This is a genomic window from Pseudomonas sp. P116, from assembly GCF_020149425.1.
Taxonomy (GTDB): domain Bacteria; phylum Pseudomonadota; class Gammaproteobacteria; order Pseudomonadales; family Pseudomonadaceae; genus Aquipseudomonas; species Aquipseudomonas anatoliensis.
Window position 1 is genome coordinate 1,216,902 of sequence record NZ_JACVHB010000001.1, and the last position, 14,589, is coordinate 1,231,490.

Below are 14,589 nucleotides of genomic sequence, written 5' to 3' on the forward strand. Positions count from 1 at the left end.
ATAGCGTCTTTTCGACGAAGCAAATGCACAGCGACTCGCGATGCCTGCGTCGAGCAGACTCCCCATGTTAACCTTGCGCCCATCGCGGAAAAGCCCGGCCGTTGTCCCCGCTTTTGCCCTACATCTTTTAACGAGTTGCCTGACAATCCGATGAATAAAGCCGTCTCCGATCTGTCCTCCCACACCCCGATGATGCAGCAATACTGGCGCCTGAAGAATCAGCACCCGGATCAGCTGATGTTCTACCGCATGGGTGACTTCTACGAGATCTTCTATGAAGACGCGAAGAAGGCCGCCAAGCTGCTCGACATCACTCTGACTGCGCGCGGGCAATCGGCGGGACAGGCGATTCCGATGTGTGGGATTCCTTACCACGCGGCAGAAGGTTACCTGGCGAAACTGGTCAAGCTTGGCGAGTCGGTGGTGATCTGCGAGCAGGTTGGCGATCCGGCCACCAGTAAAGGGCCGGTTGATCGTCAGGTGGTGCGGATCATCACGCCAGGCACGGTCAGTGACGAGGCGCTGCTCGATGAGCGCCGCGACAACCTGATCGCCGCCGTGCTGGGCGACGAGCGCCTGTTTGGTCTGGCGGTGCTGGACATCACCAGCGGCAACTTCACCGTGCTGGAAATCAAGGGCTGGGAAAACCTGCTGGCAGAGCTTGAGCGGGTCAACCCGGTGGAACTGATGATCCCGGATGACTGGCCGAGGGATCTGCCGGCGGAAAAACGCCGTGGCGTGCGGCGTCGTGCGCCGTGGGATTTCGAGCGTGATTCGGCGCTGAAAAGTCTCTGTCAGCAGTTTTCCACCCAGGACCTGAAGGGCTTCGGTTGCGAAAACCTGACCCTGGCCATCGGCGCTGCCGGTTGCCTGCTGGCCTACGCCAAGGAAACCCAGCGCACCGCCCTGCCCCACCTGCGCAGCCTGCGCCACGAACGTCTAGATGACACGGTTGTGCTCGACGGCGCGAGCCGACGCAATCTGGAGCTCGACACCAACCTGGCCGGGGGCCGCGACAACACGCTGCAATCGGTGGTCGATCGCTGCCAGACCGCCATGGGCAGCCGTCTGCTGACCCGTTGGCTGAACCGCCCGCTGCGTGATCTGACCGTGCTGCTGGCGCGTCAGACATCGATCACCTGCCTGCTCGATCGCTATCGTTTCGAAAAATTGCAACCGCAGCTCACGGAAATCGGCGATATCGAGCGGATTCTCGCGCGAATCGGCCTGCGCAATGCGCGTCCGCGTGACCTTGCGCGCCTGCGCGATGCCCTTGGCGCGCTGCCGGAACTGCAAGTAGCGATGACCGATCTGGAAGCGCCGCACCTGCAAAGTCTGGCGACAACCACCAGCACTTACCCTGAACTGGCGGCACTGCTGGAAAAAGCCATTATCGACAACCCGCCTGCGGTGATACGTGACGGCGGCGTGTTGAAGACCGGTTACGACAGCGAACTCGACGAGTTGCAATCGCTGAGCGAAAACGCCGGCCAGTTCCTGATCGATCTGGAAGCCCGGGAAAAGGCTCGCACCGGGCTGTCCCACCTGAAAGTCGGCTACAACCGTATTCACGGCTACTTCATCGAGCTGCCGAGCAAGCAAGCCGAATCGGCACCGGCGGATTACATCCGTCGCCAGACCTTGAAAGGTGCCGAGCGGTTCATCACGCCAGAACTGAAAGAGTTCGAAGACAAGGCGCTGTCGGCCAAGAGCCGCGCCCTTGCTCGTGAAAAGATGCTCTATGAGGCGCTGCTCGAAGATCTGATCAGCCAGTTGCCACCGCTGCAGGACACTGCCGGCGCATTGGCCGAGCTTGACGTGCTGAGCAACCTAGCCGAACGCGCACTGAATCTGGATCTGAACTGCCCGCGTTTCGTCAGCGAGCCGTGCATGCGCATCACCCAGGGTCGTCACCCGGTGGTCGAGCAAGTCCTGACCACGCCGTTCGTGGCCAATGACCTGAGTCTGGATGACAACACGCGAATGCTGGTGATCACCGGCCCGAACATGGGCGGTAAATCCACCTACATGCGGCAAACCGCTTTGATCGTGCTGCTGGCACACATCGGCAGCTTCGTGCCGGCGGCCAGTTGCGAACTGTCGTTGGTTGATCGGATCTTCACCCGGATCGGTTCCAGTGATGACCTGGCCGGTGGCCGCTCGACCTTCATGGTGGAAATGAGCGAAACCGCCAACATCCTGCACAACGCCACAGAACGCAGTCTGGTGCTGATGGACGAAGTCGGACGCGGCACGAGCACCTTCGATGGCCTGTCGCTGGCCTGGGCTGCGGCCGAGCGCTTGGCGCATCTGCGTGCCTACACGCTGTTCGCCACGCACTATTTCGAACTGACCGTGTTGCCGGAAGCCGAGCCGTTGGTGGCCAACGTCCACCTCAACGCTACCGAACATAACGAGCGCATTGTGTTCCTGCACCATGTGCTGCCAGGGCCTGCAAGTCAGAGCTACGGCCTGGCGGTCGCGCAACTGGCGGGCGTACCGAGCGAAGTCATCGTGCGGGCGCGGGAACATCTGAGTCGACTGGAAGAGACCGCGCTGCCCCATGAAGCGCCGAAACCGGTCAAGGGAAAACCCGCAGCGCCGCAACAGAGCGATATGTTCGCCAGCCTGCCGCACCCGGTACTGGATGAGCTGGCCAAACTGGATATCGACGATATGACTCCTCGTCGTGCTCTGGAAATGCTCTATGCGCTGAAGAACCGGATATAAGCACTGAAGAAGCGGATATAACGCAAACGGCTTCAAGCTGTTAGAATCTCGCGCGGTTTGGGATGCTACTGGCTAATAGCCTGGCCAGCAGACATCGCTCCCGAACCTGGCGACCCCAACCGTGAAGGGGAAACGCTGCCGCCGCCTGAGGAGAGAACTAGAAATGACCTTCGTCGTCACCGACAACTGCATCAAGTGCAAGTACACCGACTGCGTAGAAGTCTGTCCGGTGGACTGCTTTTACGAAGGCCCGAACTTCCTGGTGATTCACCCGGATGAGTGCATCGACTGCGCCCTGTGCGAACCAGAATGCCCGGCCGTAGCCATTTTCTCCGAGGACGAAGTTCCGGAAGAGATGCAGGAATTCATCCAGCTGAACGTTGAGTTGGCGGAAATCTGGCCGAACATCACCGAGAAGAAAGAATCGCTGCCGGATGCCGAAGAGTGGGATGGCGTCAAAGGCAAGATCAAAGACCTCGAACGCTGATCTGTCACGCGCTCGAAAAAAAGGCCCCTTGCGGGCCTTTTTGCTTTTGCGGGTTTTACTTTTTTGCAGACAAAAAAAGGGGCGGTTTGACCCGCCCACATTTTTTCCCTATTCCCTGTGTTCCCTTTCATCGTCCTGATGAATCGCATCCTGCGATGTCCTTTCCCCTCTTCCTTGAAGGGCGTGCCTGTCCGTCGACACAACCCGGATACTAGAGAATTCTTAGGTAAGAGCAACAGGTCCTGGACGCTTAAACGGTCTGTCACAAGCGTTTCATATTAGAAAATAAGTATACGAATCAATAAGTTAAAAACTGACCATTGGAAATATCGACGTCTACTGCCGTGTAAAAATAACGAACACTTACGAAACAGTAAGCAAAGGCTTACAGAGTGAGACTACAAATCTCGACCGATATCTTTTGCAGGAGCTGCCGAAGGCTCGGCAGCTCCTACACAGAGCCAAGATTCGACGTGGATTTCAGGCAACAAAAAACCCCGAACCAGTCGGGGCATTTTGCGGGCGGTCGTTTGAAGCGCTTACTGGAACAGCGACTCGCTCGACAGGCCATTCTTCTCAAGGATTTCGCGAAGGCGCTTGAGGCCTTCTACCTGGATCTGTCTTACCCGCTCCCGGGTCAGGCCGATCTCCAGGCCTACATCTTCCAGCGTACTGCTCTCGTGGCCGCGCAGGCCGAAGCGGCGGATGACCACCTCGCGCTGCTTGTCGGTCAGCTCCGACAGCCATTGATCGATGCTCTGCGACAGGTCATCGTCCTGCAGCAGTTCGCATGGATCGGTCGGACGATCATCGGTAAGTGTGTCCAGCAGGGTTTTATCCGAATCCGGACCCAGCGAGACGTCGACCGAAGAAACACGCTCGTTCAGGCCCAGCATGCGCTTGACCTCACCCACCGGTTTTTCCAGCAGGTTGGCGATTTCTTCGGGTGAAGGTTCGTGGTCGAGTTTCTGCGTCAGCTCCCGTGCAGCCCGCAGGTACACATTGAGCTCCTTGACCACATGGATCGGCAACCGGATGGTCCGGGTCTGATTCATGATCGCGCGCTCGATGGTTTGACGAATCCACCAGGTCGCGTAGGTCGAGAAGCGGAAGCCGCGCTCGGGGTCGAACTTTTCTACCGCGCGGATCAAGCCGAGGTTGCCCTCTTCGATCAGATCCAGCAGCGACAGCCCCCGATTGACGTAACGCCGGGCGATTTTCACCACCAGCCGCAGGTTACTTTCAATCATGCGCTTGCGCCCCGCCGGATCGCCACTTTGCGACAAGCGCGCAAAATGAACTTCTTCCTCGGGGGAGAGCAACGGGGAAAAGCCGATTTCGTTGAGATACAGCTGCGTGGCATCAAGTGCCCGAGTGTAATCGATGTATTTATGTTGTTTAAGTGTGGCGGATTGTTTGGATTTGGAACGAACGGAAGGTGGAGCAGCCCCTTCATCATTCGACATCGAAGATTCCGAATCGATGCCGGTCTCCATAAGGAGAACCTCATCGTCGATGTCAAACTCCGGCACTTCTTTACTGAGAGCCATTGTTATAGTCCTTTGGTGAGTTCGACCCCAAGCTCAAGCGACGCCTCTATCCTTGGCAACGCTGGAGCCTGTCCCCTCTACGCGACGGAACAGGCTGGATTGCAAATCAACGCCTTGGCAGGAACTGCAGCGGATCTACTGGTTTACCTTGTCGGCGAATCTCAAAATGCAGTTTCACCCGGTCTGTACCCGTTGACCCCATTTCGGCAATTGTCTGTCCGACTTTGACCTGCTGTCCCTCCCGAACCAACAGCCTGCGGTTATGTCCGTAAGCACTGACGTAGGTTTCGCTGTGTTTGATGATGACTAATTCGCCGTAGCCCCTTAAGCCACTCCCGGCGTAAACCACCGTCCCATCAGACGCAGCTAAAACAGGCTGTCCCAAATCTCCGGCGATATCAATTCCTTTATTCAAACTACCGTTTGAAGAGAATTTACCAATCAGAATGCCATTAGATGGCCATCCCCAGCCGGTCGGGGCCGGACCGGCTGGAGGCATTGGAGCCGGGGTTTGCTTGTTGGCGACGGACGGTACAGCGCTCGTAGAACCGCGGGTTGTGGTGGTCGTCGTGCCATTTGCCTGGCGCCGGATTACGGTGGTTTTGCTGGACGATGATGGCGAAGAACTGGCGCTGCTCACCACGGCAGTCGGCGTAGAACCGGTACGCCCGTCGAAGCGAATTGTCTGACCCGGATGGATCGTATACGGCGTAGGAATATTGTTCCGTGCCGCGAGGGCTTTGTAGTCCCAGCCGTAGCGAAACGCGATGGAAAACATCGTATCGCCCGGACGGACTACATATTGGCCGGTCGTCACGGTAGGACGCTGTGCGACCGCGCCGTTGCGATCGACCACCCGGACATTGCTCGATTTGGTGCTGGAGCAACCCACCAGCAAGGTGCTCAAGACAAGGCCAGTCACCAGGCGCTGAAAGCTCGTGTTACCCATACGCTGCGCAATGACAGTGAGACTCACCCGCCGCTCCCTTTGTGGTGGCTGAAAAATTCGAATGCCGAACTCCGGCATGAGGTGTCGCAAGTATAACGGGCCGAATCGGCTTTACCTTTAATGAAGCGAAATCACTTCACGCACACGTTTGCAAGCTGACAATCTGCTGCGTTTAAACGATCGCTGCCGGTGTAAGACCAAGGCCAACGAAAGGAATTCAGCGCCGTTGAATAAATGCTCAGGCCAGTGGGCCATTAAGCAAAGGCACAAAACGCACGGCGCCTAAAACGTGTCGAGAAAAGCCATTTTCTTCACGCACGATCAGCATCAATTGCTGCACTTCTCCGGAACCGACCGGGATCACCAGGCGCCCGCCCGGTGCCAGTTGATCAAGCAACGCTTGCGGCACATCGGTGGCCACGGCGGTGACAATAATGCCGTTGTACGGTGCCAGCGCCGGCCAGCCTTCCCAACCGTCGCCCCAACGGAACACCACGTTGCGCAGATTGAGTTCGACCAGACGTTCCTTGGCCCGATCCTGCAAGACCTTGATGCGCTCGACCGAGAACACCCGCTCAACCAGTTGCGACAACACGGCAGTCTGGTAACCGGAACCGGTGCCGATCTCCAGCACCTTGTCCAACGGACCGGCCTCCAACAGCAGCTCGCTCATGCGCGCCACCATATAAGGCTGGGAGATGGTCTGGTTATGGCCGATCGGCAGCGCTGTATCTTCATAAGCGCGGTGCGCCAACGCTTCGTCGACGAACAGGTGACGCGGCGTGCGCCGGATGACTTCCAGCACCTTGGCGTTGGACAGACCTTCTTCATACAGACGCTGGATCAAACGTTCCCGCGTGCGCTGGGACGTCATGCCGATGCCGCTGCGCATTCTGTCTTCGTGTTCGCGAGCCATCAGCGCAGTCCCTCCAGCCAGCCATCGAGACTTCTGAAGGCATCATTGAAGGTGCGATCGAGTTGCAGCGGCGTGATCGAAACATAGCCCTGCATCACCGCATGAAAGTCGGTGCCCGGGCCGCCATCTTCGGCATCGCCGGCGGCCGCAATCCAGTAACCGGCCTTGCCACGCGGGTCGACCACTTTCATCGGCGCCGCCGCCCGGGCACGGTGCCCCAGTCGGGTCAGCTGGATGCCGCGAATGTGGTCGATAGGCAGATTGGGAATGTTCACGTTGAGCACCGTGCGCGGCGGCAGATCGAGCCCGGCGTGGGCTTCGACCAGTTTGCGCGCAAAGTAGGCTGCCGTAGGAAGATTATCGACCTGGCGTGAGACCAGCGAGAAGGCGAACGACGGTCGCTCGAGGAAACGTCCTTCAAGGGCCGCCGCCACCGTACCGGAATACAACACGTCATCGCCAAGGTTGGCGCCGAGGTTGATCCCGGAAACCACCATGTCCGGCTGGCGTTCCAGCAAGCCATTCAGGCCCAGATGTACGCAGTCGGTTGGCGTGCCGTTGAGGCTGATGAAGCCGTTGGCCAGGTATTGCGGGTGCAACGGACGGTCGAGCGTCAGCGAACTGCTGGCGCCGCTTTTGTCCTGCTCAGGGGCGATAACCACGCACTCGGTGTAATCCGCCAGCGCAGCATAAAGCGCGGCAAGACCGGGTGCGGTTACCCCATCATCGTTAGAAATCAGAATACGCATGGGCTGTCCGTCTGCCCCACCGGCACCAGATCAACGAGCTCGCGCACTAATACAGTGGCGAAGCATCCGGCCGGGAGGACGAATTCCAGTTGCAGAATGTCAGGCTGGGGATAATGCCACGTCAACCCGCCAATGGGCAGCCGCAGGATGCGACGTTCGTGACTCATGCCGGCGTTGATCAACCAATCGCGCAGATCCGCTTCACGCGCGCCAATCCCCTGCTCCAGATCATGGACAGCGCCAGCGGCCGGGGAGTCACCTTCACCCCACTGCGGGCCGGTCGGATGCAAATCGAGAATCGCCAGACGCGGGTCGCTCAATTCAGCTTCACCGGCCGGGAAGAAGCTGCGGCTATCGGTGAAAGCCAGCAGATCGCCAACCAGCGCACGTTGCCAGGTGCCATCTGCCACACGTGCAGCCAACACCTGGTTAAACAGAAAACTGCGCGCCGTCGACAGCAGGCGTGAGCGCACATTGCGCTGCTCCGGCAGGGCCTTGCGCGCCGCCCACGAACGGGCGTCGACGACGTTGCCGCCGTCATGGCCGAAACGCTGGGCGCCGAAATAATTGGGAATACCTTGTTTGACGATCAGTTGCAGGCGCTCTTCAATCGCGGCTTTGTCGCCGGCGAATTGCGTCAGGCGCAACGTGAAACCATTCGCCGAATGCGCGCCGCGTTGCAGCTTGCGCTTGTGGCGAGTGGTTTTGAGGATTTTCAACGTGTCGTTTTCCGCCGCCGACAGATCAGGATCTGCCTTGCCCGGCAGTTGCACGCTGAACCACTGGCGGGTCAGCGCCTGACGATCCTTGAGACCGGCGTAGCTGACAGTGCGCAGCGGCACACCGGCAGCCTTGGCGATACGCCGTGCGGCTTCTTCGGTGTTCAGACCACGTTTTTCCACCCAGATCCACAGGTGTTCGCCGTCGCCGCTGAACGGAATATCCAGAACTTCATCCACCTGAAAATCTTCAGCGATGGCTTTCAGTAGCGCGGTGCCGAGGGGTTCGCCGTAGGCGCGCGGGCCGAGCAATTGCAGTTCATTCATGCGCGCAGCAACAAGGCAACGGAGTGTACGGCGATGCCTTCTTCGCGACCGACAAAGCCAAGCTTTTCGGTGGTGGTAGCTTTCACGTTCACTTGATCCAACTCAACTTGAAGATCCGCGGCGATCAGTGCGCGCATCGATTCGATATGCGGGGCCATTTTCGGCGCCTGGGCAACGATGGTGTTATCGACGTTGCCGACTTTCCAGCCCTTGGCGTGGATCAGACCGACCACATGACGCAACAACGCACGGCTGTCGGCGCCCTTGAATTGTGGGTCGGTATCCGGGAAGTGTTTGCCGATATCGCCCAGCGCAGCCGCGCCGAGCAAGGCATCGCTCAAGGCGTGCAGCAGGACGTCACCGTCGGAATGAGCGAGCAGCCCGAAGCTGTGTGCAATGCGCACGCCGCCCAGAGTAATGAAATCGCCTTCAGCGAAACGGTGCACATCATAGCCGTGGCCAATACGCATAAAAAAAACGCCCCGATTTTTGTCAGGGCGTGATTCTACCTGCATTAGCCCCGAAGGGCTTGTGCGTGATGCTGCAAGTGGTCGTCTATAAAGCTTGAGATGAAGAAATAGCTGTGGTCGTAGCCCGGTTGCAAGCGCAGCGTCAGCGGATGACCCGCTTGTTTTGCCGCTTGTTGCAAGGCTTCGGGTTTGAGCTGAGTCGCGAGGAAATCATCGCGATCACCTTGATCGACCAGCAGCGGGAGCTTCTCGTCAGCCTCGGCGATCAGCGCGCAGGCATCCCACTCTTTCCACTTCGAACGGTCTTCACCCAGATAACGCGAGAATGCCTTCTGCCCCCAAGGGCAATCCATCGGGTTGTTGATCGGAGAAAACGCCGACACCGATTGATAACGTCCCGGATTGCGCAAGGCACACACCAACGCACCGTGGCCACCCATGGAGTGGCCGCTGATGCTGCGTTTATCGGACGCAGGGAAATGCGCTTCAACCAGTGAAGGCAATTCCTGCACGACATAGTCATGCATCCGATAGTGCCGCGACCAAGGCTCCTGCGTGGCATTCAGATAAAACCCGGCACCGAGACCAAAGTCCCACGCGCCATCCGGATCGCCCGGCACATCGGCACCGCGCGGGCTGGTGTCCGGCGCGACGATGATCAGACCGAGTTCAGCAGCCATGCGCAACGCGCCGGCCTTGTGCATGAAGTTCTCGTCGGTACAGGTCAGCCCCGACAGCCAGTACAACACCGGCAGCTTGCCGCCCTGCTCCGCCTGCGGCGGCAGGTACACGGCAAACACCATGTCGCAGCCCAGCACGTCGGAACGGTGACGATAGCGCTTGTGCCAACCGCCAAAACTCTTCTGACAGGAGATGTTTTCCAGGCTCATGTAAAAACTCCTACGCGGTCACAGCCACAAGCCTTCAAGACTTGTAGCCATGACATCACGATTGATCAGAAATGGATGACGGTACGAATGCTCTTGCCTTCGTGCATCAGGTCGAACGCCTTGTTGATATCTTCCAGGCCCATGGTGTGGGTGATGAAAGTATCCAGCGGGATTTCACCGCTCTGGGCCATGTCGACGTAGCTTGGCAATTCGCTGCGGCCACGTACGCCGCCGAATGCCGAACCGCGCCAGACGCGACCGGTGACCAACTGGAACGGGCGGGTAGCGATTTCCTGACCGGCACCGGCAACGCCGATGATGACCGACTCGCCCCAGCCTTTGTGGCAGCACTCGAGGGCGGCGCGCATCAGTTGCACGTTGCCGATGCACTCGAAGGAAAAGTCGACGCCGCCATCGGTCATGTCGACGATGACTTCCTGAATCGGACGGTCGAAGTCTTTAGGGTTTACGCAATCAGTCGCACCCAGCTGCTTGGCGATTTCGAACTTGGCCGGGTTGATGTCGATGGCGATGATGCGCGCGGCCTTGGCCTTCACTGCACCGATGACTGCCGACAGACCGATGCCGCCCAAACCAAAAATGGCCACGGTGTCGCCCGGTTTGACCTTGGCGGTGTTGAGCACTGCACCGATACCGGTGGTGACGCCGCAACCGAGCAGGCAGACCTTTTCCAGCGGTGCGTCTTTAGCGATTTTGGCCACGGAGATTTCCGGCAACACGGTGTATTCCGAGAAGGTCGAAGTACCCATGTAGTGGAAAATCGTTTCGCCCTTGTAGGAAAAACGCGAAGTGCCATCCGGCATCAAGCCTTTGCCCTGGGTCGCACGAATGGCCTGACACAGGTTGGTCTTACCCGACTTACAGAATTTGCACTGGCCACACTCCGGGGTGTAGAGCGGGATGACATGATCGCCTACAGCAACCGAAGTCACGCCTTCGCCGATCGCCTCAACGATGGCGCCACCTTCGTGGCCGAGGATCGAAGGGAAAATCCCTTCCGGGTCAGCGCCGGACAAGGTGTAGGCGTCGGTATGGCAAACACCGGAAGCGACTACGCGCAACAGCACTTCACCGGCCTTGGGCATGGCGACATCAACTTCTACGATTTCCAGCGGCTTCTTGGCCTCAAAGGCAACGGCTGCGCGCGACTTGATCATGCTGACTCTCCAGTGAATCCATTAAATAAAAAAAGCAGACAAGGAGTGTAATACATGGCCTGACGATGAATAATCAGGCCAAAAGCAAAACATTATTGCCATACAGGGATAATCCTGATGTCCGAAAACCGCTGGGAAGGCATCGACGAGTTTGTCGCCGTAGCCGAATGCAGCCAATTCACCGCTGCAGCCGAACGTCTTGGGGTTTCTTCCTCGCATATCAGTCGACAAATCGTACGACTGGAAGAGCGTTTGCAAACACGCCTGCTCTATCGCAGTACCCGCAGGGTGACGCTGACCGAAGCCGGGCAGACATTCCTGCAACACTGCCAGCGCTTGCAGGACGGACGCGAAGAAGCTCTGCGCGCGGTGGGCGATCTGACCAGCGAACCCAAAGGCATGCTGCGCATGACGTGCGCTGTTGCCTATGGCGAGCGATTTATCGTGCCGCTGGTGACACGGTTCATGGGGCTCTACCCGCAACTGCGCATCGATATAGAGCTGAGCAATCGGCAACTCGATCTGGTGCATGAGGGGCTGGATCTGGCGATTCGACTGGGACGCTTGCAAGACTCACGACTGGTCGCGACGCGCCTGGCGCCACGGCGTATGTATCTTTGCGCGTCCCCTTCCTACGTGGAAAGGTACGGCCGCCCACACAGCTTGTCGGAACTGAGCCGGCATAATTGCCTGATCGGCAGCACAGACATCTGGCAGCTTGAGCAAAACGGGAGGGAATTTTCCCAGAGAGTGCAAGGAAACTGGCGTTGCAACAGTGGGCAAGCGGTACTGGATGCTGCTTTGCAAGGGGTCGGGTTGTGTCAGTTGCCGGACTATTACGTGCTGAAGCATTTGCACAGCGGCGCATTGATTTCGTTGCTGGAGGCGCATCAGCCGCCGAATACCGCGGTGTGGGCGCTGTATCCGCAGCAGCGGCATTTGTCGCCGAAGGTGCGCAAGTTGGTGGACTTTCTTAAGGAGGGGTTGGCCGAACGGCCGGAGTATCGGATTTAAGATCAAAAGATCGCAGCCTGCGGCAGCTCCTACAGGGGGATTTACCGCGACAAAAACCACTGTAGGAGTGCAGCAGGCCGCAATCTTTTAGCGGCGGTTAGCCCAACGCTGACGCAACCACTCCAGATCTTCCGGCCGGGTCACCTTGAGGTTATCCGCACGCCCTTCGATCAGACGGGGTGCCTGCCCCGCCCACTCCATCGCCGATGCCTCATCGGTAATCACCGCATCTGCCACCAGGCTGTCCGCCAACGCGCGATGCAGTGCACCGAGGCGGAACATCTGCGGCGTATAAGCCTGCCAGATCACACTGCGGTCAACGGTTTCAACCACACGACCGTGCTTGTCGATGCGCTTCAGGGTGTCGCGCGCAGGAACCGCCAGCAACCCGCCCACAGGGTCGTCCGCCAGCGCATCGAGTAATTTGTCGAGATCATCACGACTCAGATTGGGCCGTGCCGCATCGTGCACCAGCACCCAGTCCTCATCGTCCGCACCTTGCGCGTGCAGATGCAGCAAGGCATTGAGCACCGAACCGGAACGCTCGGCACCGCCGTCAACGCGCTGAATACGCGGATCGTTGACGCATGCCAGGTTCGGCCAGTAAGGATCATCGACAGCGAGACTGACCACCAGGCCCTTGAGGCTCGGGTGATCGAGGAAACAGCCGAGGCTGTGTTCGAGAATTGTGCGCCCGCCCAGTTGCAGATATTGCTTGGGACGGTCCGCGGCCATTCGGGCACCGACGCCCGCGGCAGGAATCACGGCCCAGAAGGCCGGCAGGGAATTGATCATTGGGCCAACTGGTAAAGGGTTTCGCCGTCCTTGACCATGCCCAACTCGTGACGAGCCCGCTCTTCAACGGTCTCCATGCCTTTCTTCAACTCGCTGACCTCAGCGTCCATCACCCGGTTGCGCTCCAGCAAACCTTCGTTCTCGGCATGTTGATCAGCAATCTGCTGATTCAGCTCGGCGACTTGCGCCAGACTGCCATTGCCCACCCACAGGCGGTACTGCAGACCGGCCAGCAGCAGGAGCAAGACGAGAAACAACCAGTAAGGACTGCGCATCGAATATCAGGTATCCAGTGAAAAAAGACAGCCACGCCAAAACTTTGCAGCGTCTGATAGCACGAAGCCTGGAAAATCCAGGCTTGTGCTGTTAAGGCATCAGATTAGTGGCAAATCCATCGCTGTCACGACTTTTTCGACACAATCCGGTGTCCTTTTATCAGTTTCAGCTTAACCGCGAAACTCGCTACGACCGTTGTACTTGGCTTTGCCATTCAACTGCTCTTCGATACGCAGCAGTTGGTTGTACTTGGAAACGCGGTCGGAACGGCACAGTGAACCGGTCTTGATCTGGCCAGCCGAGGTGCCCACAGCCAGGTCGGCAATGGTCGAATCTTCGGTTTCGCCGGAACGGTGCGAGATCACTGCGGTGTAACCGGCAGCCTTGGCCATCTGGATGGCTTCCAGGGTTTCGGTCAGGGTGCCGATCTGGTTGAACTTGATCAGGATCGAGTTGGCGATCTTTTTATCGATGCCTTCTTTCAGGATCTTGGTGTTGGTCACGAACAGATCGTCGCCCACCAGCTGCACTTTCTCGCCGATTTTGTCGGTGAGAATTTTCCAGCCAGCCCAGTCGGACTCGTCCAGACCGTCTTCGATGGAGATGATCGGGTAACGCTCGGTCAAACCTTTGAGGTAGTCGGCGAAACCTTCAGCAGTGAACACCTGGCCTTCGCCGGACAGATTGTACTTGCCGTCTTCGTAGAATTCGCTGGCCGCGCAGTCCAGAGCCAGGGTCACGTCGGTGCCCAGCTTGTAACCGGCGTTGGCAACGGCCTCGGAAATCACTTTCAGCGCGTCTTCGTTGGAAGCCAGGTTAGGCGCGAAACCACCTTCGTCGCCGACAGCAGTGCTCAGACCACGAGCCTTCAGCACAGCTTTGAGATGATGGAAAATCTCGGTGCCCATGCGCAGACCTTCCGAGAAAGACTTGGCGCCAACCGGCTGAACCATGAATTCCTGGATGTCGACGTTGTTATCGGCGTGCTCGCCACCGTTGATGATGTTCATCATCGGAACCGGCATCGAGTACACACCCGGAGTGCCGTTCAGGTTGGCGATGTGAGCGTACAGCGGCAGGTCCTGATCCTGCGCAGCAGCCTTGGCCGCAGCCAGGGACACGGCGAGAATGGCGTTGGCGCCCAGGGTCGCTTTGTTTTCAGTACCGTCGAGCTTGATCATCGCGTGATCGAGGGCTTTCTGGTCGATTGGGTCGGTGCCCAGCAGCAGATCGCGGATCGGACCGTTGATGTTGGCTACCGCTTTAAGCACGCCCTTGCCCAGGTAACGGCTCTTGTCGCCATCACGCAGCTCGAGTGCTTCACGCGAGCCAGTGGATGCACCGGACGGCGCGCATGCGCTGCCGATGATGCCGTTGTCGAGAAGCACGTCCGCTTCCACGGTGGGATTGCCACGGGAGTCGAGAACTTCACGACCTTTGATGTCGACGATTTTTGCCATTGTTGTAAACACTCCAAAGTTGACGAAAACGACGCAGCTAGAGGAAATCTTTTTACCGTCGGCAAGGGGGTGCAGCGGG

The 14,589-nt window shown here is 58.4% G+C and carries 14 protein-coding genes; 3 read left to right on the plus strand and 11 right to left on the minus strand.

What is annotated here, in order from left to right; genetic code table 11:
* The first annotated feature begins 150 nt into the window (after positions 1-150).
* On the plus strand, positions 151-2,730 hold the full coding sequence (gene mutS, locus ICA15_RS06040; protein ID WP_210553880.1) for a DNA mismatch repair protein MutS: 2,580 nt from the start codon (positions 151-153) through the stop codon (positions 2,728-2,730).
* Between the two features lie 163 nt (positions 2,731-2,893).
* The gene (gene fdxA / locus ICA15_RS06045; protein WP_007908827.1) at positions 2,894-3,217 is read left to right on the plus strand and encodes a ferredoxin FdxA; all 324 of its coding nucleotides are present in this window, start codon (positions 2,894-2,896) and stop codon (positions 3,215-3,217) included.
* Positions 3,218-3,756: 539 nt separating this feature from the next.
* On the opposite strand, the gene rpoS is transcribed toward fdxA, so the two are convergent.
* From rpoS to ICA15_RS06085, 8 genes are all read right to left on the minus strand, one after another.
* The gene (gene rpoS, locus ICA15_RS06050) at positions 3,757-4,767 is read right to left on the minus strand and encodes an RNA polymerase sigma factor RpoS (RefSeq protein ID WP_150597634.1); all 1,011 of its coding nucleotides are present in this window, start codon (positions 4,765-4,767) and stop codon (positions 3,757-3,759) included.
* 106 nt (positions 4,768-4,873) lie between these two features.
* Complete coding sequence (locus tag ICA15_RS06055; RefSeq protein WP_210553881.1) at positions 4,874-5,743, minus strand: peptidoglycan DD-metalloendopeptidase family protein; 870 nt, start codon at positions 5,741-5,743, stop codon at positions 4,874-4,876.
* Positions 5,744-5,954: 211 nt separating this feature from the next.
* Positions 5,955-6,590 carry a protein-L-isoaspartate(D-aspartate) O-methyltransferase gene (locus ICA15_RS06060; protein ID WP_170947254.1) on the minus strand — a complete coding sequence of 212 codons (636 nt, stop codon included), beginning with the start codon at positions 6,588-6,590 and terminating at the stop codon, positions 5,955-5,957.
* A gap of 41 nt (positions 6,591-6,631) precedes the next feature.
* Complete coding sequence (gene surE, locus ICA15_RS06065) at positions 6,632-7,381, minus strand: 5'/3'-nucleotidase SurE (RefSeq protein WP_008081730.1); 750 nt, start codon at positions 7,379-7,381, stop codon at positions 6,632-6,634.
* Positions 7,369-8,427, minus strand: coding sequence for a tRNA pseudouridine(13) synthase TruD (gene truD / locus ICA15_RS06070; protein WP_210553882.1), 1,059 nt, complete (start codon positions 8,425-8,427; stop codon positions 7,369-7,371). The genes surE and truD overlap by 13 nt, the downstream gene beginning before the upstream one ends.
* Complete coding sequence (ispF, locus tag ICA15_RS06075; RefSeq protein ID WP_042557897.1) at positions 8,424-8,897, minus strand: 2-C-methyl-D-erythritol 2,4-cyclodiphosphate synthase; 474 nt, start codon at positions 8,895-8,897, stop codon at positions 8,424-8,426. The genes truD and ispF overlap by 4 nt, the downstream gene beginning before the upstream one ends.
* Positions 8,898-8,941: 44 nt before the next feature.
* Positions 8,942-9,787 carry an S-formylglutathione hydrolase gene (gene fghA / locus ICA15_RS06080; RefSeq protein WP_210553883.1) on the minus strand — a complete coding sequence of 282 codons (846 nt, stop codon included), beginning with the start codon at positions 9,785-9,787 and terminating at the stop codon, positions 8,942-8,944.
* Between the two features lie 65 nt (positions 9,788-9,852).
* Positions 9,853-10,965 carry an S-(hydroxymethyl)glutathione dehydrogenase/class III alcohol dehydrogenase gene (locus tag ICA15_RS06085; protein ID WP_042557895.1) on the minus strand — a complete coding sequence of 371 codons (1,113 nt, stop codon included), beginning with the start codon at positions 10,963-10,965 and terminating at the stop codon, positions 9,853-9,855.
* Between the two features lie 117 nt (positions 10,966-11,082).
* On the opposite strand from ICA15_RS06085, the gene ICA15_RS06090 reads away from it, so the two are divergent.
* On the plus strand, positions 11,083-11,979 hold the full coding sequence (locus tag ICA15_RS06090) for a LysR substrate-binding domain-containing protein (protein ID WP_210553884.1): 897 nt from the start codon (positions 11,083-11,085) through the stop codon (positions 11,977-11,979).
* 87 nt (positions 11,980-12,066) lie between these two features.
* On the opposite strand, the gene ispD is transcribed toward ICA15_RS06090, so the two are convergent.
* The 3 genes from ispD to eno all read right to left on the minus strand — a co-directional run bounded on the left by ispD (position 12,067) and on the right by eno (position 14,510).
* A complete protein-coding gene (gene ispD / locus ICA15_RS06095) occupies positions 12,067-12,774 on the minus strand; it encodes a 2-C-methyl-D-erythritol 4-phosphate cytidylyltransferase (protein ID WP_210553885.1) in 708 nt (235 codons plus the stop codon).
* Positions 12,771-13,049 (minus strand): cell division protein FtsB, encoded by a 279-nt coding sequence (gene ftsB, locus ICA15_RS06100; protein ID WP_007908838.1) that lies wholly within the window; start codon positions 13,047-13,049, stop codon positions 12,771-12,773. The genes ispD and ftsB overlap by 4 nt, the downstream gene beginning before the upstream one ends.
* A gap of 171 nt (positions 13,050-13,220) precedes the next feature.
* Positions 13,221-14,510, minus strand: coding sequence for a phosphopyruvate hydratase (gene eno, locus ICA15_RS06105; RefSeq protein WP_210553886.1), 1,290 nt, complete (start codon positions 14,508-14,510; stop codon positions 13,221-13,223).
* Between the last annotated feature and the right edge of the window lie 79 nt (positions 14,511-14,589).